Origin of the sequence: Lysinibacillus sp. ZYM-1, from assembly GCF_001308875.1 — a bacterium.
Classification (GTDB): Bacteria; Bacillota; Bacilli; order Bacillales_A; family Planococcaceae; genus Lysinibacillus.
In genome coordinates, this window is record NZ_KQ465117.1 from 116468 (window position 1) to 140879 (window position 24412).

General features: G+C 36.7%; 11 protein-coding genes and 1 pseudogene. 8 read left to right on the forward strand and 4 right to left on the reverse strand.

Annotated elements, in window-relative coordinates; genetic code table 11:
* Positions 1 to 134 precede the first annotated feature (134 nt).
* The 4 genes and pseudogenes from AO843_RS11735 (at position 135) to AO843_RS11755 (ending at position 10509) form a co-directional block, all read left to right on the forward strand.
* Complete coding sequence (locus tag AO843_RS11735; protein WP_054611285.1) at positions 135 to 4031, forward strand: S-layer homology domain-containing protein; 3897 nt, start codon at positions 135 to 137, stop codon at positions 4029 to 4031.
* Positions 4032 to 4380: 349 nt separating this feature from the next.
* Positions 4381 to 5374: pseudogene (locus tag AO843_RS11745) on the forward strand (IS3 family transposase).
* 681 nt (positions 5375 to 6055) lie between these two features.
* Positions 6056 to 7948, forward strand: coding sequence for a stalk domain-containing protein (locus tag AO843_RS11750; RefSeq protein ID WP_054611286.1), 1893 nt, complete (start codon positions 6056 to 6058; stop codon positions 7946 to 7948).
* A 59-nt stretch (positions 7949 to 8007) separates the two neighbouring features.
* Positions 8008 to 10509: an S-layer homology domain-containing protein gene (locus tag AO843_RS11755; protein WP_231630128.1), complete on the forward strand. Its 2502-nt coding sequence runs from the start codon at positions 8008 to 8010 to the stop codon at positions 10507 to 10509.
* Positions 10510 to 10571: 62 nt separating this feature from the next.
* On the opposite strand, the gene AO843_RS11760 is transcribed toward AO843_RS11755, so the two are convergent.
* Positions 10572 to 11825, reverse strand: a complete 1254-nt coding sequence (locus AO843_RS11760) for an HlyD family secretion protein (RefSeq protein ID WP_054611288.1) — start codon at positions 11823 to 11825, stop codon at positions 10572 to 10574.
* Positions 11825 to 12502: a hypothetical protein gene (locus AO843_RS11765; protein ID WP_054611289.1), complete on the reverse strand. Its 678-nt coding sequence runs from the start codon at positions 12500 to 12502 to the stop codon at positions 11825 to 11827. The genes AO843_RS11760 and AO843_RS11765 overlap by 1 nt, the downstream gene beginning before the upstream one ends.
* A gap of 628 nt (positions 12503 to 13130) precedes the next feature.
* On the opposite strand from AO843_RS11765, the gene AO843_RS11770 reads away from it, so the two are divergent.
* The 4 genes from AO843_RS11770 to AO843_RS11785 all read left to right on the forward strand — a co-directional run bounded on the left by AO843_RS11770 (position 13131) and on the right by AO843_RS11785 (position 21681).
* The gene (locus tag AO843_RS11770) at positions 13131 to 17126 is read left to right on the forward strand and encodes a rhoptry family protein (protein WP_231630131.1); all 3996 of its coding nucleotides are present in this window, start codon (positions 13131 to 13133) and stop codon (positions 17124 to 17126) included.
* Between the two features lie 201 nt (positions 17127 to 17327).
* Complete coding sequence (locus AO843_RS11775; protein WP_054611290.1) at positions 17328 to 18395, forward strand: CAP and S-layer homology domain-containing protein; 1068 nt, start codon at positions 17328 to 17330, stop codon at positions 18393 to 18395.
* 221 nt (positions 18396 to 18616) lie between these two features.
* Entirely contained in the window at positions 18617 to 19528 is a 912-nt protein-coding gene (locus AO843_RS11780) for a C40 family peptidase (protein WP_054611291.1), read from the forward strand.
* Between the two features lie 224 nt (positions 19529 to 19752).
* Positions 19753 to 21681: an N-acetylmuramoyl-L-alanine amidase gene (locus AO843_RS11785; protein WP_054611292.1), complete on the forward strand. Its 1929-nt coding sequence runs from the start codon at positions 19753 to 19755 to the stop codon at positions 21679 to 21681.
* 143 nt (positions 21682 to 21824) lie between these two features.
* On the opposite strand, the gene AO843_RS11790 is transcribed toward AO843_RS11785, so the two are convergent.
* Both AO843_RS11790 and AO843_RS11795 read right to left on the reverse strand, forming a co-directional pair.
* Entirely contained in the window at positions 21825 to 23798 is a 1974-nt protein-coding gene (locus tag AO843_RS11790; protein ID WP_054611293.1) for an S-layer homology domain-containing protein, read from the reverse strand.
* A 262-nt stretch (positions 23799 to 24060) separates the two neighbouring features.
* On the reverse strand, positions 24061 to 24412 hold a 352-nt coding region (locus AO843_RS11795), incomplete at its 5' end, for an aldehyde dehydrogenase family protein (protein WP_156313960.1).

Consider the following 24412-nt stretch of genomic DNA (forward strand, 5'->3'; position numbering starts at 1 on the left):
AAATTTACTAACAAATTTGCTTTAGTTTTGTATTATTCAAGAAAGCTATAATACATACATTTAGGTAACTAGGCGGTACTATAGTTTTCATTGGATTAATATCAATTTAAGGAATTTTAGGGAGGAATACATTAATGGCAAAGCAAAACAAAGGCCGTAAGTTCTTCGCGGCATCAGCAACAGCTGCATTAGTTGCATCGGCAATCGTACCTGTAGCATCTGCTGCGCAAGTAAACGACTATAACAAAATCTCTGGATACGCTAAAGAAGCAGTTCAATCTTTAGTTGACCAAGGCGTAATCCAAGGTGACACTAACGGGAACTTCAACCCACTTAACACTGTGACTCGTGCACAAGCTGCAGAAATCTTCACAAAAGCTTTAGAATTAGAAGCTGACGGAGATGTAAACTTCTCAGACGTTAAAAAAGGTGCTTGGTACTACAACTCAATCGCAGCAGTAGTAGCTAACGGTATCTTCGAAGGCGTTAGTGCAAACGAATTTGCACCAAACAAATCTTTAACTCGTTCTGAAGCAGCTAAAGTTCTTGTTGATGCTTTCGGTTTAGAAGGTAGCGAAGGCCTAGGTCAATTCGCTGACGCTTCTCAAGTTAAACCTTGGGCTAAAACTGCTCTAGAAACAGCTGTAGCAAACGGAATCTTCACTGGTTCTGAAGAAAACGGCAAATTAAACTTAAAACCAAATGCAGCAATCACTCGTCAAGACTTCGCAGTAGTATTCGCTCGTACTCTTGATCTAGTTGACGCTGAAAACCCAGTAGATGCTTCTGTAAAAGCTATCAACAACACTACTGTTGAAGTAACATTCGACGAAGAAGTGGATACTGATAACGTAAAAGCAGAAAACTTCACAATCGAAGGATTAAAAGTTACAAACGCTGCTGTTAAGCAATCAGACAAAAAAGTAGTAGTATTAACTACTGAAGCTCAAACTGCTGATAAAGAATACACGGTTTCTTACAAAGAAGAAAAAATCGGTAAATTCAAAGGTGTTTCTGCGGTTATTCCTACAGCTGTAAACATCTCTGAAAAATCTTTACAAGCTCAAGTTGGTGCTCAAGTAACATTAAAAGCACAAGTTGAAGTTGCTGCTGGACAATCTAAAGCTGGTATCCCTGTAACTTTCAACATCGTTAACAACGCTCAAATCAACACAGCTACTTTAAACCAACCAATCGTTGCTGAAGCTAAAACTGACGAAAATGGTGTAGCTACTTATACTTACACTCGTTACGCTCAAACTTCATACCAACTTGCTTCTCATGATGAAGTGCAAGCTTATGCTACTGGTAACCCAACAGCTCGTTCATTCTCAAAAGTATACTGGGCTAACATCCAACCATTAGCAATTACAGAAGTAACTGCTGGTAACACTGTTACTAACGGTGGTAAAAAAGTTTATAAAGTTAAAGCAGCTTTAGGGCATGCTGAACCAATCCTTGGTGCAAATGGCGTACAGTTAAAAGACGCGGCTGGTAACTTACGTTATAAAGTAAACATTGGCTACCAAGAAAACATTAACGTAACTCCAGACAAAGCAGTTAAAACTGTAGATGTTATCGATTCAAAAGGTACAAACTTAAGCTACCCAGGTCAATTCACTACATCTACATCTGGTTCAAACAACTTAAACAACTTTGTTAAAGAAGTAGAATTAGAATTAGATGCTAACGGTGAAGCAGTATTCACTTTATCTGGTAGCAATGCAACGATTACACCATTCGTATTCGTTGACCAAAAAGTAAACCCAACAAACGCTGCTGGTTCAGAAGGTCGTTTTGAAGAGACAGAATTATTTGCTGCATCTCCAAAAGTAACATTCTCTAAAGTACAAACTTTAGGTTTAGATTTAAAAGCTGAAGGTGTTCAATATGCAGCATCATTCTTAGATGATGACAAAAACCACCTTGCTGATTCATTAGAAACAATCGCAGTAGATGGTACAAAAACGTTTACAAAAGATCAATTAAATGATGCATTAGTAAACACAGGTGGTCGTGATTACAAAGCAACTGTAACGGACAAAAACGGCAAAACAGCTCCAGCTGGTACACCAGTAAAAGTTGAAATTAACATTGGTTCTGCATTAAAAACTAATGGTGGCGCAGTATACGTAGTTGACAACAACACTCGTACTGTAACTAAATTAACAAATGATGCTTCTACTCCAGTTACTGGAATTAAGAAAACTGCTAATTTAACAACAAATGCTAAAGGTGAAGTTTCATTCACATTAATCGGTTATAAAGATGCTTATGCAACTCCAACTGTATATGTTGAATCAGGCGACAAAGTAGGTTTAGATGCGAACGATCTACAACAAGTAGGCGAAATCGTATACTTCTCTGATGCAGTTGTAAAAACAGCTTCACTTAAAGTAGATGAAAAATCTGTTACAGCTTCTGAAACAGTTGAATACACGTACTCAACAGTTGACCAAAACGGTAAAGCATACCGTCCAGCTACTACAAGTGCTAACTATTTAGTAACATTCGAAGTATCTACAACATTCAACCCAGTAAACGTTACTGTTGGAACAGGTTCATTTGCTCCTGGAAGCACTGCAGGTGAAGTTGCTCAAGGTAGCACAGGTACTGGAACATTTGTAGTAAAAACAAATAATCAAGGTGTAGCAAGCATTAAAGTTTCTAGTAAAAATGCAATCGCAACATCTGTAAATGTAGTGGCTTCTGCATCTGATGCATCATTACCACAATTATTAACAGCTAGCAACGAATTTACTACTTATGCAACAAAAGACTTACATGCTAAAGTAAATGCTGTTGATGCAACTAACAATACAATTACTGTATCAGATGTTAACAACAAATCTTACTCTTACAGCTATGCTGGTCAAAAGTTACAAATTAATGGTACTGACGCAGTGAGTGAAACGGCATTTGAAGCAGCATTAGCAGCGGCAATCGGTTCTACAACTCAATCTTTATCAATTAAACTAGTAGATGGTGTATATGTATTCAATGTATTAACAAACACACCACCACCAACAGTAGTAGGTTCTACAGGTTTACTTAAATCTGCAGTGGCTAAAACTGCAAATACTATTGAAGTTACTTTCTCTGAAGCTGTTACAATTAATTCAGCTAGCCAATACTGGTTCGATTTAAACAAGAACGGTGTTGTTGATGCTAATGAAACAGCAACAAGTGTAGCTGGTACTGGTACTACTCATACATTCACAATCACTGGTGCAACAATTGCAGCTGGTTCTGATATCGGTAAAGTAGTAGCATCTGATACAATCACTTTAGATGATCAATTCACTTCTGTGAACTTCACTGTAGCTAACAATGCTTTAGTAATTGGTGCAACAACATCAACTACTCCAGGTGTTAATGGCACTAAACAAGTAGAAACTGCTACTTTATTATCTGCTGGTGGTTTTGGTAACGGAACATTTAATGTTCAAGTTACAGATGGAGCTAAAGTTTATGCATCTCAACCAGTAACTACAGCTGCTGGTGAGCAACCATCTCAAGTTGCTGAAAAAGTTAAAAATGCTCTTTTAAATGAAAATGATTTAAAAGCTAAATATGACATTACTACAAATGGTTCTGAGGTTGTTTTAACAGCTAAAGCAGTAGCTGCTAATGACCCTGCGCTAAACATTGTTATTACAAATGTGGACTCTGGTGTAACGGATGTAACTACTTCAACTGATAAAGTAGCAGGTGATGCAGGTACTGCAAATATTGCTGAAGCTACAGTTACAACTGCAGCTCAAGAACCAGCAACAGCAATTAAAGCTGCTAAAGTTCGTGTTGCTCAAACATCTACTGTATTAGGTAACTTCGATAAAACAATCTCTGTGACAATCGATACTACTGCAGCAGCTTCTGTAGATGCAACAGCAACAGCTATTGCAGCAGCATTAAATGCTGATAATGATTTCAAAGCACGTTTTGTTGCTACAACAAATGCTGATAAAGTAATTGTAACTAACAAAGCAAACGGTGTTGTAACAGCAACAGTTATAGAAACTGCAAACTAAAATTTATTGCACCTGGTGCACAAATAATCTGATAATCTAATGTGATTTCAGTATTGAGGAAGGGCTCTACATAGCTAAGGCTGTGTAGGGCTTTTCTTTTGCTGTTCTATAATATTTGTTGGATATTCAAACAATTTCACACTTTTTATATACTTGAATTGACGCGAAAAAAGTAATTGAAATTTTAATGAGGTATTTTATTAAACCAACGACATTCATAAATGCCACTAATGAAAAAAGAGAGGTGCTTGCGATTGAACTGACCCCTTCGGGTTAGACAAAACAAAAAAGCATCTTTAATTGAATTTAGGGTAATGTATCCTAATATCTATTGGAGGTGCTTATTTTTATGGGAACGAGAGTGAGTTATCCGCAAGAAGTAAAATTAAAAGCAGTTGAAATGAAGTTACAAGGTATTCCTACAAAAGTGATATTAGCAGAGTTAAATATACGTAATGACACTCAAATAGAAACATAGACACGTTGGTATAAGAATGGTGAAATGCATCGTTTCAAACAACCTGTGGGAAAGCAATATACTTTTGGGAAAGGTCCAGATGATCTTTCAGCTATCGAACAGCTGGAGATAGAAAATAAATTTTTAAAGCAACAAATTGAGGTTTTAAAAAAGTACGCCGAATTGGAAAGGAAGTGGTTGATAAGTAATTGTGGAGATAATTGAAAAATTAAAAGAACAAGTAACGGTTCAAGAACTATGTGCAATATTGAATGTCCCTCGATCTACGTATTATAGATGGCGTCAAGAATCCAAACGGATTCAAGGGGCGTACCAATTAGAGAAAAGCGTTGGGGAACTTTGTAAAGCAAATAAATATCGTTATGGTTATCGAAAAATCACAGCTATCTTAAGACAAGATCGGGTTGTGAATCATAAGGCTGTGCAACGTATAATGCAAAAGTATGGTTGGCAATGTCGTGTGAAAGTTAAAAAACGTAAACAAACAGGACAACCACATTTCTGATACTCAAAATGTAAATCTTGTGTTAGATACACTTCAGCAATTACCTGTTTTACCGCAAGGTTGTCTTTTACACAGCGATCAGGGGTCGGTTTATACTTCAGCAGCGTACCAACAAGCAATCAAAGCAAAGGGCATTATCATGAGCATGTCCCGTAAAGGAACGCCCGCTGATAATGCCCAATTGAATCGTTTCATGCGACACTCAAAGCAGAAACGTTTTATTTCGACGGATTAACTCGAACTACAACGGCCATTGTAGATCAAACCGTAAGAGATTATATAAATTATTATAACAATACTCGTATTCAATTGAAATTAAACAACCAGTCTCCAATTAATTATCGGAAACTGGTTGGGTGATGCTTTTTTGAGACTGTCTCACTAATGGGGTTCAGTCCCGATACATAGCAGGTGCTACTTTTGTATGCTTAAAACTGATCATATTTTAATATAACTGTCGTGAGCGATTTCATTTTGATAATTTAATTATTTACCTTTTGGCAATTAATATGAGTTGACAAAAGTGAATAGGTAGTATAGAAACATAATGATTTGAATCGATTGCCGCCACAACTGAAGGTGCAAGGAAAAAGTGCATTATCCAACTTAGCGAAGTAATAAGGGCAGTAACCCTCATTTTCTTTATTTTCTTTTGTGATTACCCAAAAGCAATGTAACCTTTTTTTATTATAACGAGTCTACTTTAGAAAATAGTTCTACTGGTGTGTACTAAAGAAATTAAATAATGAAGTTACTTATCAAATGTTATTCATACATCAATGCATTTGATAAAAAGGAAACTTGATAACTTTAAAATTCTGTCCAAGGAGGGATATAAAAAGAATTTATTAAGTAGCAATGTAAGTTTGATAGAAAATGTACTGGTATTTTGGAATATCATTTACTCCATATGAAGCTTTTGAAGGAGAAGGGCTAGAACTCTAGTACCGTATTCTACTTTTTTCGATAAGAATCCCACATTTTGGGGTTTTTTCGTGTTAAGATGATAAAGACTATTGAATGTGAAAAAAGGAGATTAGCATGTTTAAGAAACTAAGGAATACATGTATTGTATCAGCAGTTGCTTTGGCTACCATTTTGCCTGGACAAGCGTCTGCATCAGCAGCTAGTAACAATGGAATTCAGATAAAAAACAATGTTTCGATTACGATTAATGGAGAGACGATTAGTGTCAATGACCCTATTTTAAATAAATCGGATTTCTTATTATTACCTATGCGTGCATTATATGAAGCGATTGGTGCGAGTGTCGATTGGAATAAGGAAACATTAACAGCATCGGCTACTCGTAATGGAAAGAATGTGGATTTAAAGATTGATTCGATGACGGCTTTAGTAGATGGACAAGAGGTAGCGATGGATGTTGCACCATTTATGTATAAAGATCGTACTTATATGCCATTGCGTTTCGTGAGTGAAAACTTTGATGGTAATGTTCATTGGGATCCAGTTACGCAATCGGTAGATATTACGCTATCAGATGAGCAACCAGAAACACCTCAAGAAGATCCTTATATTCTACATATCAATAACAAACGTATTGTTATGAAAGATCCGATTGTTTCGAAGGATGGAAGAACTTACTTACCTGCCAGCTATATTTATGATTATTTAGATGATTCCTCTGGCACATGGCAGCCTGATGGTTCCTTTGAATTGCTAATTGGTGGTATGAGCTTTATTTTCAATGAGAATAGCAATCAAGCTTTGATAAACAATGAAGCAGTGACAATGGTAGAAAAACCTTTTATTCAAAAAGGCAAAATGTACGTGCCTGCTAAGTTTCTTGTCGATGCGCTAGGCGGAAATTTGCGTTATATCACGGAAAAAAAAGAAATGTATATTTACGTTTATCGTTATATGTTCACAAGCCCCTTCCTTGAAAAATCATATGGCACTACTTCATCGCCAAGTGTTGTTCCTTCTGCTCGTTTAGAGGGGGATCGTGATTTATTCATTAGTGATAATCCAGAAACGCTAACACGTAAACTTGTGCCAATGAACAATGCGACGCTTGCACAATATGATGTGAAACCAACGGCAGCAACGAATAAACATCGTGTCTTCGGCTGGCATTACAACACGTTAGGTACAGATGTCACTATTGGGATTACGGTTCAAAACAAGTCTACGACAGAAAGCATTAAGGTCGCTGATTCAAAAGGCATTAACCAAAAAACAGGTAATAGCTGGGTAGGTCATGATCTTGGCTTGACGATTGCGGATGCTACATTAAATAACAAGCTTATAAAATCGGACAGTAATGGTATTGTCATAGCACCAGGAGAAACAAAGGTAATTGAAACATACGATCTACACCACGAATATATTATTGGTTTTTTACATGATTTAGATATTCAAGCGGTTAATGGTGGAAAGCCAGAGTATACGATTCGCACAGTGCTTACAAAGGATAATAGTGATTTAACAACGATCCAATCAGACCAGGTTGCGATTGATGAGTATGCGAAACACCCAAGAGGTGCATGGCCAAGTGCTACAATTCTAGCAGAGCTACCAACCTATACAGTAGATTCACCTGAGGTAGGTTATAACATTTCAAATGGCCGTACGGACAATTTACAAACGGCTGAAAATTCATTGTCCCAAATCAATGGGGCGGTTGGAAATCCAGGTCATTTCGGCATGAACTACAAAGTTTCCATCCCTGTTGTCAATCCAACAGGCTCTACAAAAACGATTAAGCTGAAACTTGCGGGTCGTGGAGGTTTATACAGTGGTGGGATTAAGGTCAATGGCCAGGTGTATTTAGTGCCTTCTTTAAGAGTAGGGGCAGAGTATGTTGAACTACCAGATTTCAAGATGAAGGGTTCAAAAGATACGATTGAATTAGAGCTGATACATGCTGGTGGGGTTAATCTTCCAGTAGCTATCTATGTAGAAACAAAATAAAGAAGTCACTGGCACGGGTCATGCGATATGATATCGTGCCATACTTTGATTAATTCGGAGTGAAGAAATTGGCAAGAAAATTAGTAACAATTGTTGTAGTCATGTTCATGCTTATGTTAACGGTTAGCCCCATTAATGGACAAGCAGCTGGTTTTGGTAATAAAGTTAGTGAAGTGAAAACAGAGGTATCACCACAAGTAAATCACGTACAACAAACCTATACTTCAGGTTCTATACGTCAGTTTGTAAATGTTTTAGATGTAAATTTAAATAATACATATACAAAACTAGAAATTGGGATGCCGAACCCTATTAATTCTCTAAAAACAACATCCGCTATGGCGAAGCAAAACACCTTCGATGGCCATCGTGTTGTTGGAGCTGTCAACGCTTCTTACTTTTTAGGAAATGGTATGCCCGCGAATTTGTTAGCGGAAAAGAATGAAATTGTGAATTATGGTATTTTGGGAGATACGTATGATAGCCCGACACAAAAGCCAGTTGCTTTTGGTTTATCTAAATCAGGGAAAGCGATAGCAGATTATTATACAACGAATCTATCTTTCCAAGTAAATGGCAAAAGCTATCCTATTGATCTTATTAATAGTGAACGAGGGACAAATAAAAACGTTTTATATACACCAGAAAAAAGAACGACAGGGACAAATGCATGGGGTGTAGAATTGGTCGTGTCAGGTGCTAGCCAAGATACAAGCACCTTGCATTTTGGTGATCAATTTTCAGGCACAGTTTCTCATGTAACGGCTTATGGGGCAGAGGGGAACTCATCTGTACCAGCGGATGGCTTTGTTATTTCTGTACAAAATAAAGAATTAGCCGCTGAATTAGGCAAAATCACAGCAGGGACAAATGTGGATGTCAGCTTATCGATTGATCAAAAATGGATGGATGCTCAGTTCATCTTAGCTGCGGGACCTATGCTTGTGCGCAATGGTCAAGTTGATATTTCAATGCCTACGAATTCTGGCTTTGCTTCAACACGTAGCCCTCGTACAGCAGTTGCGGTAGATGCTACAGGAACAAAGGTATCACTGATTACAATTGATGGACGTATAAGTGGTCATAGTAATGGTGTTAATTTATCAGATTTAGCTGCACATTTAATTTCTATTGGTGCTACTTCAGCTATTAACTTAGATGGAGGCGGTTCTACAGCGATGGTCGCGCGCAACCCAGGAGGGTATTTCGCCAACCTTGTGAACAGACCGTCTGAGGGTAGCGAGCGTCGTGTATCGGCTATTTTACAGGTTGTTAATACAGCGCCACCAGGGAACGCAAAATCCATTACGTTAAGCAGTGTTGGTCAAGTCATGAAAGGTTCGTCTGTAGATATGCAGGTAGCGAGTGCTTATGATCAATACTTAAATCCGATGACAATCAACCCAGCGAGTATGAACTGGACAGTTGAAGGAAATATCGGCAAGATGGATGGCGCAACCTTTACAGCAACACAAAAAGGTGAAGGGAAAATTATTGGGGAATACGGTGGTATTCGTACGTCCACAGCTGTGAAAGTAATAGACTTGGCAGACAAACCTATTGTACTAGATAGCTTTGATAATGTGTCTGCTTGGACAACAGAATTGGCAAAAGCCAATGCTACATTAGCAAACTCCAAAGAGTATGCTAGACAGGGAACAGCAAGCATGCAATTAAACTATGACTTTACTATAGCAGGATCAGGGACAAAAGCCGCCTATATGGTTGCTAAAACACCAATTGCGATTACAGGTCAGCCTAAAAATATCGGTGTTTGGGTATTCGGCGATGCAGGTAAGCATTGGCTAAGAGGTGTTGTCGTAGATGGCGCAGGTGCTAGGCATACGATTGATTTCACAAGCCAGGGCGGTTTAGACTGGAGTGGCTGGAAATACGTAACGGCAAATATTCCAAGTGACATAGCATTGCCATTAAAATTCGAACGTCTATATGTTGCTCAACCGACAGCTTCTCTTCAAAAGAAAGGTCAGCTGTACTTTGACCAATTGCAGGCTGTTTATAAAGATAATCACGAGGAATTAGTTTATACGGATGTAACGAAAGGGCATTGGGCGTTTTCAGAAATCCAAAGCTTATACAATAAATCGTTAATTAAAGGTTACTCTAATGGAACGTTTAAACCAGAAGCATCCATTACACGTGCAGAGGCAGCTACAATCATTGCTAGAGCACTAAATCTAACAACGACGAAAGATTCAAGCTTTAAAGATGTAAGTAAAGGTCATTATGCATATAGTGCCATTGCAGCAGTCGAACAGGCTGGCATTATTAAAGGGCAAGAAGCTGGGAAGTTCAATCCAAATGGACAGCTTTCACGTGCAGAAATGGCAGCAATTTTAACAAGAGCATACAAATTAACAGGTACAAGTAAAGTATCCTTCACAGATGTTAAATCAACGCATTGGGCGTACAGCAATATCCAAGCGCTTGTGGCGAATGATTTAACAGGAGGTTTCCCAGATAATACATTTAGACCAGATGCACAAATTACTCGTGCTCAGTTTGCAAGTTTCTTAAATAGATGCTTAACATTAAAATAATTATGGAAAACCCATAAGAAAAAATCCGCTTTGCTCTTAAGAGAGTAAAGCGGATTTTGCATTTAGAAAACGATGTATTTCACATATTGTTTCCAAGTTAAATTTTTAAAATGGTTCCAATGTATTTTTTCAATAGGTAATGTGCGGAAGGTATAGGCTTCCATATTACGTTGCTCATTCGAGAGCATTGGCGTTCCTTCATCGACATAGTCCGTAAAAATAGCTGATTGAGCCGTATTGAATTGGACATTGACATCTATCAACTGGATTTTACCATCTTGATTAATGATATGAAGCTTTTTATTTCCTCTTTTAGTTGTCGCTAACCACGATTTATCGACTTTATAAGAGTCGAACGATTCATTGACAATAATGGAGGCTTTGCCAGTTGTTGAAAACGGTACATCGTCTATTGGAGCATCCTGTTGCAATTTTACTTCGTAATTGGTTGGTTGTGGTAAGGTTGTTGTTTTGGCTAATTCATTTGCCCAAAATGTTTGATCATCTGTAGCGATCATTTGTTTTTCTAATACGACTCCAGATAATGCATCTTTGACATGTTTCACTTTAAAATCAACAGTTTGGCCTTCCTGTACTTGTTGCCATTCATTTTCTGATACATAGGCATACATGGCTTTTTCATTAGAATAGATTTCAAAAGTTAATGCACCAGCTTCTTCTTTAACCCCTGACACTACACCATCGATAGGACTGACAATGCCTTGACGAGACTCTATTTGTGTAATTTGCGCTTCAATGAGGGCAATTTGACGATTCGTTTCAGCAATATGTCGATTTAACAGTGCAACTGCTGTCGATGGTGAATTTTGTTGAGCAAGCTCTAATTTTAACGTAACGGACAGTTTATCATTGATTTGATCCGTATTAATAGAGCTTTTTGGATTCGAGTCGTCGTATTCATCTTCAATTTGATCAAGTGCATCTTGTAAATCACTTAATTCTGTTTCATAGGCAGTACGTTCCGATTCAAGTTTTGTAAGTTCCTCGTCTACTTCATCTGTTTTATAGGTAGCGAGTAAATCATTCATCATTACTTCCTGGCCTCGCTTTACATTGACAGCCGATAAACTTGTTGCATCAGCTGTAATGGTATATGTCTCGGCGGGAGCCACAATGGTTTCCTTATTGACACGCTCTGTATTCGTGCCGATATAAGCTTTCTGAAATTCGTCGATAAAGTAGGATCGTGTCACATTGCTATCATCTTTGAAAACAAAATAAGCATTTATACCGATTATTAGTATCGCCAACACAATAAGTATACTTGTCCATGGTCTTGCTTTGATAGATGCCATCATCCTAACCCCCTAGCAATCCATTCTTTAATTGGTAGCACACTGATCATGCCTACAAATAAGGCCATAAATAGTTGTACACCAATCAATTTGACTACTAACATTTTTCTACTAGCTGCTTCCTCCCATTTAGACAGGAATAGATATTGCACACTAATTATTAATACAGTCGTTATGGTTAATTGATTGATGGTAAATAACACAAAATCTGTGTTAATAACCTGTAAGGCAGCAGGAGCCAAAGAAAAGAATGAAAACAAAGTTGTATAGCCAACTCCATAGAAAACAGCAAAGAGGATTGCTTTTTCAATTAGTAGAAAGGCAACAATGTAAAGCTGGACTCTTTTTATCCATGTGTAAGGAATGTCCGTTAATAGATGTAAGATGTATGTAACACCGTAATAATGGAAGCAAAAGTAGACAATCGCCCACAAAATGGCGCCGAGCATGGAAAGCAATCGAGCTATATAGTATTCATTTTGTAAATCCGTTGCGAATAAAGTTGTTAAATTTTCTGTCCCCATTCCCCAATACTCGCGAGCAGCGAATAACAGGATGAATAGGATGAAAACTGTTAATACGCGTTTTTTATATCCGATGATCTCGCCTTTTTCTACGATATTTGTAAAGTAGGTAGGGTTTTTTAAGCTATGCCAGAACTTATAGTGGTAAAACATAAACAGCGTCCTTTCTTCCAATAGAGGATTTCAAAGTTGTAGTATACACCTAGTCAAGACATTATGACATATGAAAATAGCTGTTTTATTCCAATAATTTCGTTGAAAAAAACGTATTCTGTCATTACATGTCGATGGATGAAAAACATCATAATATCAATTACGACTTAGCGTAATTTCGTCCAGATTTTTGCGAGTTTGCACGAAAAATCTGTGACATCTGCCAGAGTCTTTGGCTTGATTCAGTAGGTGTTCAAAAATCTGAAGAATCATGATAAATCTATTGTATAGTATAATTGAAATAACTTCCTGTTTTTCTAGCTAGTAAATTTGAAAAACTACTTTTGACGCTCATTATTCTGTAAATGTAATAGAATGGCTTGAAAACATGTAATTTACACCGATACTAAAGTAATGATTAATCAATTACGCCTCTACGCAATTGTGTCCAGTTTTTTTAAAAAGTTTGGTTGAAAAAATCTGTGACATCTATCAGAGGCTTTATCTTGATTCTGCGCATATTCACTATATGTAACAAAAACAAGTATTTCTCCTTCTATATAAAGGGGGAGAATCAAGATAAATGAAAATGAACACAATCATTTTCCTATACATAAAAAATGAAAGGGTGGTTCGATTGAATCGAAAATTGACAGCAGGTGTTATAACAAGTCTATTACTAGCTCCTACAGCTATAGCAAATGCGCAGGAAAATGATGCACAATCTCGCGTCACAACACAAACGGAGCAAGTTTCCTATGTCAACGCTGTAGCGGCTGCAACGACAAAGGAACAGCTCATTGCCCAATTTGGAAAGTTATCAGAGAACTCTACTGCTGGTGAGATGGTGATCGCAGAAGGAGATATCAAGGTAGTTCAAAATTCAAGTGAATTTCTGCCTGAAGAAAAGGCAATTATACAAGCGAAGTATGATTATGTAGTTGAGCACCGTGAACTATTAACGAAGCTGAAAGAAATTGGCACTAAGATTGGTACGATTTCGTATTCAAACAAAACATTTTTTAAAGATGTTGAAGAAGTGAAAAATGCATATAGCACATTTCTAGGGGAAAAAGAAACCACTGCATCATATCTATATGTACAGGATCAATTCAAAAAGGCTCTAGATGTGGCACTTATTAATAATGCCAGTGAAATAGCATCAACAATGCGTAACTCTGTTTTACAATTTGGCTATGAAGAGGCTGCACGCAATAACTACTTTAAAGGCAAAGGAGCAGATATCGATAGACTTTATAAATTGCAAGTTGACGCAACTGCAGCGAAAGTGGCTACTAATGAATTAGATACTTTAATTGGTTTATTAAATAATCCTGCAGATAATACAGGAATTCCTACTGCCATAAATAGTGTTACAACTGCTTATAATGCATTATCAGCAGATCAAAAGAAAGTGGTTGAAGCCTATAATCCAAACAACGATGCGGTAACACCTTTTAAAAAGTATAAGGATGCTGTAACGGGACTGTCGGCAGTCGATAAGGTGTCTACAAGTATTACTCAGTTAATGAAAAAAAATCCAGGTGACTTCTCGTCAGCAACAAGCTTTATAAGTGCTGTAGCATCTATTGAGAAATCTTATAATAGTCTTGATGAAGCTTCGAAAAAGTTAGTTACTGATAATGCTAAATTTGAAAAATATATTGAAATGGCCAGTATCTCTAAACAAATATCAGCACTCCGTATATCAAATGAAGTTGCTTATCGTGACTCAGTCTCTACATTAAAATTAGCTTATGATGGTTTAGGTGAACTTAAAGGGTTTGTAAAAAATGGAGTAGATCTAGAAGTAGCGAGTGCAAATATTGCTTCTGCAAAAATAATTGAGGATCTTATATCTGCTATTAACACAACAGCAGATTCTAAAGTGACGGCAATTACTAAAGCACGTGAAGCTTATAATACGCCTCCAGGAACAAATATTAACGTGGCAAATGTCAAAAAAATTGTCAATAATCTAGCAGAATTGACTAAATGGGAAAAGGTTTACAAAGCTTCTTTAAGTGTGGATAAATTAATCGACAATATTAAATTAGATGCCACTACGTTTGAGAGTAAAACACTTACTGCTCAAGCGGCTTTTGACAAGCTAGCTCCGGAAGAAAAGACATTAGTGCAAAAGAGTGAACGATTAAATCTTTTATTCCAATATGCTACTTTATCGAAGCAAATCAAAGCATTAAAACCTACCATGAATGATTACAAAACCCAACTTACGGAATTGCAATCTAAAGTTTCTCAATTAAATCCTGGGAATGGTGATGATGCAGCCCCACTGGCTAAAATTAAAAGTGAACTTGAAAAGACACTAGAAAATCTTATCAATATAGATGTAAAGATAGAAAGTGTGAAGGAGCAAATTTCAAAGTTAAGTAAATCAGATGATATAATTACCGATATTCTAGCTGCACGAGCTGCCTATGATGCACTTCCATCATCAGCAAAAAGCAGTGTGACGAATATTAAAGAATTAACAAATATAGAGAAATCGTATAAAACGGTTGTTAATGTCATCTCACAATTTGAAAAACTTGATCCATCCTCTAAGAGCTATATTTCAAAAGCAAAATCTGTATTTACAGCATACGCAAAGTTAGATGACAAGAATAAAGCTTATGTGCAAAATTATAAGGATTTGAAAAATGTAGTACCTGTGATTGATGTTATTGTGCAAATTAGTGCTTTAAATACTTCTAAAAAAACGTATAAAGACGACGTAAAGAAAGCAACAGATGCATATACGGCGCTAGTAGATACAGTACTTCAAGACAAAGTCGTTAATTATGCTGACCTAACAAAGGCACAGGGCTATATCGATACAGCGAAAGCATTTGATGACCGTGTTCTTGCATTAATGAATGAGAATCCTGACACATTTGTCCAGAAGGTAGCGGAGCTAACTGCAGCCTATAAAGCATTGGATAAAAATGCGCAGAAACTTGTGGAGCAGGCAAAAACTTTAAGCAATTATGAGAAAACCAATAAGGCTGTCATCAAAGTTATTCAACAAATCAATGCCTTGGATCCAACAAGTAAGGATTATACAAAAAAAGTTCTTGCAGCACGCAAGGCTTATAACGCACTTGATGACGTGTCAAAAAAACATGTAACAAATTATGCGAGTCTCACGGCTGTAGAGGATGTTGCTTCATTAATTGGTTTGATTGCTACATTAAAACCAACAAGTAAAACATTCTACCAAGATATGAAAACGGCACGAGAGCTATACGATGCATTACCTAAAGAGAAGCAACAAGCCATTGTCAACTACGATGCACTGGTAGCTGCTGAAAATGAACAGGGGTTAGCTGAGGGCGTAATTGAGCTCATTAAATTAACAGAAGAGCAAGATGCAGACTATTTAACAAAGCTAATGAATGCACGTATAGCCTATGATAAACTGTCATCAAACCAAAAGAAATTAGTGACGAATATTAAAGATTTAACTACACGTGAAAAAGGGGTTAAACCGATTTTAAGTGTGATGGTACAAATTAATGAACTAGATCCAGAATCGAAAAACTTTGTTAGTAAGGTCAACTCTGCACGTAAAGCCTATGACAAACTATCGAAAGATCAAAAGAAATACATCGATAGTATTGATGTATTATTAAAATATGAGCCTGTATCTAATGTAGTGGAATTGATTAGCAAGCTAAAATCTTCAAGTAGTACATTCCTTCAAGATACAGCAAAAGTACGTTCACTTTATGATGCCCTTCCTGCCGATTTGCAGCAATATGTGACAAACTATCACTTATTGCAAGCAGCTGAGTCAAGTATCCTAGGTGCCGGCAATGTAATGCAAATGATTGAGGCTTTACCGTCTGTTGATCCAAAGCAGTATGTAAAACGTATTCAAGAAATTCGTGCTGCTTATAATGCTTTACCAAAGGATCAACAACGAGCTGTACAAAACTACAGAGTATTACAAGACCAAGAAAAGCAGATAAAGCCGGTTATTAGTATTGTGGAAGATATTGATCGACTTTTAACAGCTAAAGATATGGATAGTCAATATCAAAAGATTTTAAAAGCATACGATAAGCTTAATGCTGACCAAAGACGCTATGTGTATAACGACCAATTATTACTTTCATTAGACAACGTGATAAAAGTCTATAATAACATTGCAAAATTAAATCCTAAGGATAAGTTCTACTTTGGTATGGTTGAAGCGGTACGTAAAGAATATGATAGTTTGAATACGACAGATAAACAGCGTATCTCCAATTATTCAATCCTATTAGAGGCAGAGAAAAGTATGGCAGATGTCAAAAAAGTCGTTGAAATAATAGCAGGACTTTCTCCAAGTTCACCAACCTATATAGAAGATGTGGCCAATGCAGTGGCGGCTTATAAAGCACTAGATTCTAAATTACGAGGACAAGTTATCAATGAAGACTTACTCAAACAAGCTGAAAAAGATGTGGCAGCTGTCCTCAAGGTTGTTCAAGCAATTGGAAACATTGATCCGGACAGTACATCATTCGAGAAAAAGGTGCTAGCAGCTCAAAAAGACTACAGCGCATTATCGATAGAGCAACAGGGACTAGTGTATAACTATCGTATTTTAGAGGAATATCTTAAAATGATTCAATAGTATGAGAAAAAAGGAGTTTTCCCAACGAATAATACGGGAAAACTCCTTCTATAATGATAAAAGATAAATCTATTTATTATTTTCCAAAAAAAGTGAAACTATCTCATTCGAATTTCGTATCATATAGTATGTATGGTTGAACCTTAAGTGATGAGGATGCACCATTTGCTACATATTTGACATATTGAGGAGGTAGCCCTGTTGAAAAAAATTCTGAGTATCGTTGTCCTTTCAATAGCTGCAACCGTTGGAAGTTTAACTAGTTTAAGTCAGGTAGAAGCGGCATCAGCCAAGGCCGTAGATGTTTCGAATTCATACTGGGCAAACACTTCGATACAACATATGCTTACTAAACAATATATGACTACATATAGTGATAACACATTTAAGCCAGAGCAGGCTATTACAAGGGCAGAGGCTGCAGCTGCTATTGCTCGTTCTATTCAGACCAATGTAGACATTTCGAATGCTGCAAAATTTAAGGATGTTCCTACAACCCACCCATATTACAACGAAATTTGTCAGCTCGTTAAACTAGGGGTTATCCAAAAAGGGGAAGCCTTTCATCCTGAGGAGCCTTTAAAGCGTATGCAGGTAGCGAAAATGCTAGCATTAGCGTATCAGTTTAAAGTTGACGGCAAAAATAATACCCAATTCGCCGATATTCCTCGCTCGCATTGGGCAAACAATTATATTGAATCGCTTGCTGATATAGGTATTATAAGTGGAGTAGATGTTAAACATTTTGCACCTGATCAGTTGGTGACACGTGCTCAATTTGCTGTATTTGTTGAACGAAGCATTCATTTTCAGCAAAAAATAAACAAGTTGGAAGTGGCCTATGATTATTTGGCAAAGGATTATATTCCAACTGTAAACCTTTCTACAGAATGGTCTAAAAAGGTCGTCGAGTTAATTAATGTTGAAAGACAGAAGAAAAAGCTAGAACCTGTTGTTTATGATCCAGAGTTGTCACAAATAGCGATTATTAAAGCGCAGGACATGGTGAAACGCCATTATTTTGAACATGTTTCTCCATATTATGGTGCACCTTGGGATCTAGCGACATTATTTGATTATAACTACACGAGCTTTGGAGAAAATATCGCGAGAAATATCCAAACCCCTGAGGTTGCTGTAAAGGCATGGATGGCTTCACCTAGTCATCGAGATAATATTTTAAAAGAACATTATACAAATACAGGTGTTGCGATAGCACAGGATAGTAAAGGAAATTACTATTGGGTCCAAATGTTTTCTAGTCAATAAGTTGTTGTGTAACAAAGCGTCTCTAATATTACAGAAATGTTACGAAAGTTCCAAATAACGATAAAAAAACCCTCTTTTTAACGCTGGAAATACCACCAAACGTTGGTATTACAGCGTTTTTTTGCTGTCTAAAACCGTTACACAAATGAAAAATAACAAGCGCTTCTTTTGTGATAGTCTATGTATAGGCAAAAAAGTTTTGAGAGGGGTATAACAAAAGTATGAATAAGAAATGGTTATTACCGATTTTTGCATCTTTTATGTTATTTTCAACAACTCATATAAATACTGCTGAAGCAGCGACAAATACAGATGTCACTGATACAGCTTCTAAATATTTAGGTATTCCATATAAATACGGTGGTACAACAACAAGTGGTTTTGATTGCTCTGGCTTTACTTCAAAAGTATTTTCAGATTTAGGTATTCAATTAAACCGTACGTCAGGATCACAGTATCAACAAGGTACTGAAGTAGCAAAAAGTGATCTACAAGTCGGTGATTTAGTATTTTTCAATACAAGTGGTAGTGGTATTTCACATGTGGGTATATACATAGGTGATAGTAAAATGATCCACTCTCAAACTGGTCAAGGCGTAAGCTACTCAAATGTTAATGACCCATACTATTGGGGTCCTCGTTATGTAGGGGCTAAACGTGTGGCAACATTTGATTCACAACAACAAGCTGAAGTAAAAAAAGCTGCAATTGACTTTTCAGTATATGCTTCTCGTGCAGAAGTTGCTGTACAAATTGCAAAAGCTTTAAACTTAGATACTTCTAATACAACTACTAATTTCGTAGATGTAAAACCAACAAATGCAAATGCAGGTGCTATCGCAGCAGTTGAGAAATTAGGTATCTTTGAAGGCGATGCGAATGGTAAGTTCAATCCGTCTTCACCGATTACACGTGCACAAATCGCTAAAGTATTAGTACTAGCTTTTGGTCTTGAGAACCAAGGTGGAACGGTAGCATTTAGTGATGTCCCACAAAATAATTGGGCTAGTGATTTTGTTTCTACACTTGCATCAAATGGTGTTACGAATGGTGATGGAGATGGAAGCTTTGGTTCTGATGAGTTACTAAAAATCAATCAACTTAAAGTTTTTATTGAAAGAATTCAACAATAAATTTCACATGTAAATTTTGTCATATATTGCAAGAATTGATCTTTTGAATAGCGTATAATGGAAGAAGGGTTTGCAATTGCAGACTCTTCTATTTTTATGATAATTACTTAGGAAAGGAAGTGATATGGAAAATAAAATTTAAAAGTTCAATTGTATGATGCATTATTTAGCTAATTTTGTTAAAATGGACACGTTAAGAGAACAAGAAGGGAGGAAATAAGACATTGAACATCAAAAAAATTAGTCTTATCTTGTGCGTCTTATTCATTTCGGCTTCTATGTTTACGATACATAGTGCAAGTGTCAGTGCAGCTACCAACTCAAATATATCATTTGAAGATGTCACTAAAAATCACCCAGCCTATGAAGAAATCAATTATTTAGTAAATTTGGGTGTTATCCAAGGCTATTTTGTAAATGGTAAAAGAGTTTTTGGCCCAAATAACAATGTAACAAGAGGACAAGCAGCCAAAATGGTTGTCGTTGCCTCAGGAAACAAACCATTAGTCGTTAACAAATCTAGCTTTTCAGATGTTACAGTAGGCACTGAAATGTCAGGTTATATAGAACGTGCTGTACAGTTAGGGTTCTTCGACAAAAATATAAAAGGTGAATTCCTGCCAAACAAAGCTCTAACTCGTGGAGAAATGAGTTATGTCTTAACAAAGGCATTTAATTTAGATACAAGTGAGTATGAGGGAATTGACTCACCTTTTACAGACGTAGCGATCACACATGAATATGTGAAGTACGTCAATACAATCTATTATAATGGTATTACAAACGGAACAGGTAAAACATATTTACCAAACAGCACTGTGACACGTTCACAATTTTCATTATTTGTGGCACGTGCAAAAAGTGAGAAATATCGTTTAGAATTGCCTGTGAAAGGTATAACTGTACCTGATACATCTCAGGTTATTGGCTTAGTAAAGGTCACTACAGATGGTTTAAACATTCGCAAATCAACGGATAGCGCTTCAACTACGAACATTGTAGGTAAAGTCAATACAGGCGGTAAATTATCAGTATATGCAGTGGAAGGCAATTGGTTAAAAGTATCTTATAAAGGTGCCTATGCATATATTTTTAAACAATATGCTGAATTTTTAGATGTAGATGGCAATGAGTTAGGAGCAGTCGAAAAAGAAGTAACGACAAAAAATGTTGTTAACTTATATGTGAAGCCAACATCTTCAGCAAAAGTAATTTCAACAATTAAAGTAAATGTAAAATTACCAGTGTATAAAACAGTTGGCGGCTACTATTTAACACAAGTTAATGGTATGCCAGGTTATGTTGTGGCTAATAGTACAACAGATACTGTTGAGGAAGAAAAACCTAATCCAGATCCAGATCCAGATCCAAGTACACCACCAGTTACTTCAGGAGATGTACTGGGAAGAGTAACGGTTGCTAACCTAAATGTGCGCAGTCAAAATAATTCAACGTCAGCAGTGTTATTTAAGCTGAATAAAGGAGAGTATGTCCAAGTTAATAACATCAACGGTTACTGGGCAGAAATCTCTTATAATGGACAAACTGGTTATGTGCATAAATCTTATCTAAAACTATTAAATCAGTCAGCTAAACCTTTACAAAATCGTGTTATCATCTTAGACCCAGGTCATGGTGGTAAAGATCCAGGTACGGTAAAAGGCTCTGCTTCTGAAAAAAATATTACATTAAAAGTTAGCACGCAAGTAAAACAATTACTAGAGAATGCTGGTGCCAAAGTTTATATGACACGTACTGGTGATACGTATCCATCATTACAAGATCGAGTAGATTTCACACAAGCAAACTATGGTGAGATTTTTGTTAGTGTCCATGTCAACTCTGCTGCTAATACGTCGGCACAAGGTACTGAAACATATTATGCTATCTCTACAGGAGATATGTATCAAGAGGACATAGATTTAGCTACATTTGTAAATAACCAAATTGTTAACAATTTAAATATGAAAAACCGTGGCGTTAAGCAAGAACAGTATTACGTAATTCGCAATATGGTCATTCCGTCTATTTTAGTGGAACTTGGTTTCTTAACAAACACTGAGGATAACAGTAAAATGACAAATGATCAATACGTGAAACTATTTGCAGAATCTATTTATAACGGTATTTTGCAATACTATAAAAAACAATAAGAGTTTAAGAGACGATTCCAAAGACCTTAATAGTTTTGGGATCGTTTTTTTATCTTTCTTAATAAGTACCCAGTTTCAAGAAAAAACAAACAATTGATAAAAAATGGCTACCTTCCATAGTTGGAGAGGTAGCCATTTTATTTTTATTTCACGGTAGTGATGAATTTAATATAATCCTTACTAATATAAGCAGGTTCTGTGTGAAGTTTGTCTGAAATCACTTGGTACCAGCCATTTGCACCTGTATCTGTAACAATCACAGGCATGTTACTTTTACTAAAGGTGAATAGGGGACTTTGCTGTGTTGATGCATCTGTACGAACATTCAGACCAGCTGTTGTTGTTAGTGCAATTTTATACGGGTTATTGGCATCTTTATAGCCTAACGTTTTTTCTGCACGATAGTAGTGTCCAGCAATTTTGGCACCCCAGAAAGGATCAGAGGCGTATTTTACGTTAAATCCAATTGCCTTAGAGCCAACGACTGAACCATTTGTATAACGTCCTCCAGGCGTAATGTAATTAGGCTGTAAGAACTTTTCTACAAGTTCATTAATGTTTGTGCCAACACTATCAAACTTTTTGTTTAGTGGGTTTGTATCATACACATATAAACCAAATAGGTTATTCAAATTTTGAGCATGATCACTCATCCCGTAGGCACTCTCATGTTGGGCAAGTGCTAAGATAAGCATGGCGTTTATATGAGCATTAGCTTCCACATCCTTTAACACGGAACCTAAGCCAATTAGTTTACTTTTAGTCGTAGCATCTTTATAAATAGAAGCACCTGAGCTCTCAACTTCAGTTAATTTTTGCATAATATATTGATCTATTTCTTCAGCTGTATATTGTGTTGTAGCGCGAGCGGGTAAGAATTGATAATAATTATAGGCTTCTCCTTTTGAAGAGCCATTCACATTTGTAAAATTAATACCATCCCAGCTAAAGTATTTCTCACCTGGCTTCATAAAGCTAGGTGCCTTACCGTAGACATAACTAGATGAGTACTTATTTGATTTATAATCATATAAGGTATGTTTGATTTCACCATTCTCATTTGTATAATAAGCGCGTCCCTTCACTAAAGCAGAAGGGATTAAGGTAACGTCCGCCTGTTTTAAAGAGCCAACATGACCAGCTAAGCGAACTTTAACTTGTGTCGCATCACTACCCAGGTACTCCATTTCTGTACTAGCAGCAATGGCAATTTGATCCTTAATCGTTTCAGAATTTAATGCAACATAATTATTCGTAACAATAATTCCTGAAGACATTTTAATAATTTTATTATTTTGGGTAATCACTAAAGTACTGTTCGTCATCGCTTTTTCAGCTTCTTCAAAACTAGCATAAGATTGCTTGTCTACCAGATTACCATTTGAGACTTCTTTGACGATAAAGGCATTCGTATTATTATTACCAGAATTATTATCGTTACCATTATTGTTTGAATTACTGTTATTACCGGAATTACCGTTGTTATCAGTATTTCCTGTATTATTTTCAACAGTATCAGCAAGAAGAATTAAGCGAAGTATAAATGTTGATGCTTCAGCAATTGTGGCATTGTCCCTAGGTAAAAACATGCCATTAGAGCTTCCTTTAATAAGCCCTAATTGAGCACCTATGGCAATATCTTGACGGAAATCTTTAAAAATAGCTGCATTGTCTTTGAACGTAATAGAGGAAGTACCTTTTGGGATTTTTAAATAATCAACCGCTCTGATTAACATAACGGCCATATGCTCTCTTGAAATACGTGCATCTGGCTTAAAAGTGTTGTCTGTGTAGCCGGTGATAATTCCAGCAGTAGCAGCAAGCTTGATTTCATTGGCAAATACATATGTGTCAGGAACGTCTGTGAACGTAATGTTGTTCTTTGTCTTTAAGTCTAAAGCCTTTGCTATGTATGTGGCGAATTCACCGCGTGTAACAGTATCATTCGGACGATAGCTGCCATTTGCATCTTTCAGCAAGGCTTCTTTGGAAATCAAATAACGCAGACCACTTTCGTGCATATGTCCTGATAGCTCATCAGCATAGGCCTTTTGGGGTTGCGAAATGATAACGCTAACAAGCATCATGAGTAACATAAAAATTGATAGTTTTTTCATAGTTTTACCCTCCTAAACTGATATCATTTTAACAAAGTTACAGAATCAAGTTAAGGGTCAAATGTTAGAAATGCCATAAAATATAACAGCTTATTATAGGAGAAAAGTATCCTTTTGGCATATGTAGAGAAAGTAAAAGTGGAATCTGAGAGGGAAGTGAATCAAAATTCACATGAGTTTCTTCTATTATAATAGGTTTCAGATAACCAATAAAAAAACGCCGTACATAAGAAACTATGTACGGCATTTAGTATGGAAAATATTATAGCATTTCTGAAGTTGTTTTCGCTTGCATGTGAAGTTGTAGGTAGTCTGGGCCACCAGCTTTTGAGTCTGTACCTGACATGTTGAAACCACCAAATGGTTGGTAGCCTACGATGGCACCTGTACAGCCACGGTTGAAGTAAAGGTTTCCGACATGGAAATCTTCACGTGCTTTTTCTAAGTTCATACGGTTTGTCGTGATTACGGCACCTGTTAAACCGTATTCTGTATCATTCGCAATTTCAATAGCGTGATCGAAATCTTTTGCTTTTGCGATCGCTACCACTGGTCCGAAGATTTCTTCTTTCATAATACGTGCAGAAGGCTCTACGTCAGCGAATACTGTTGGG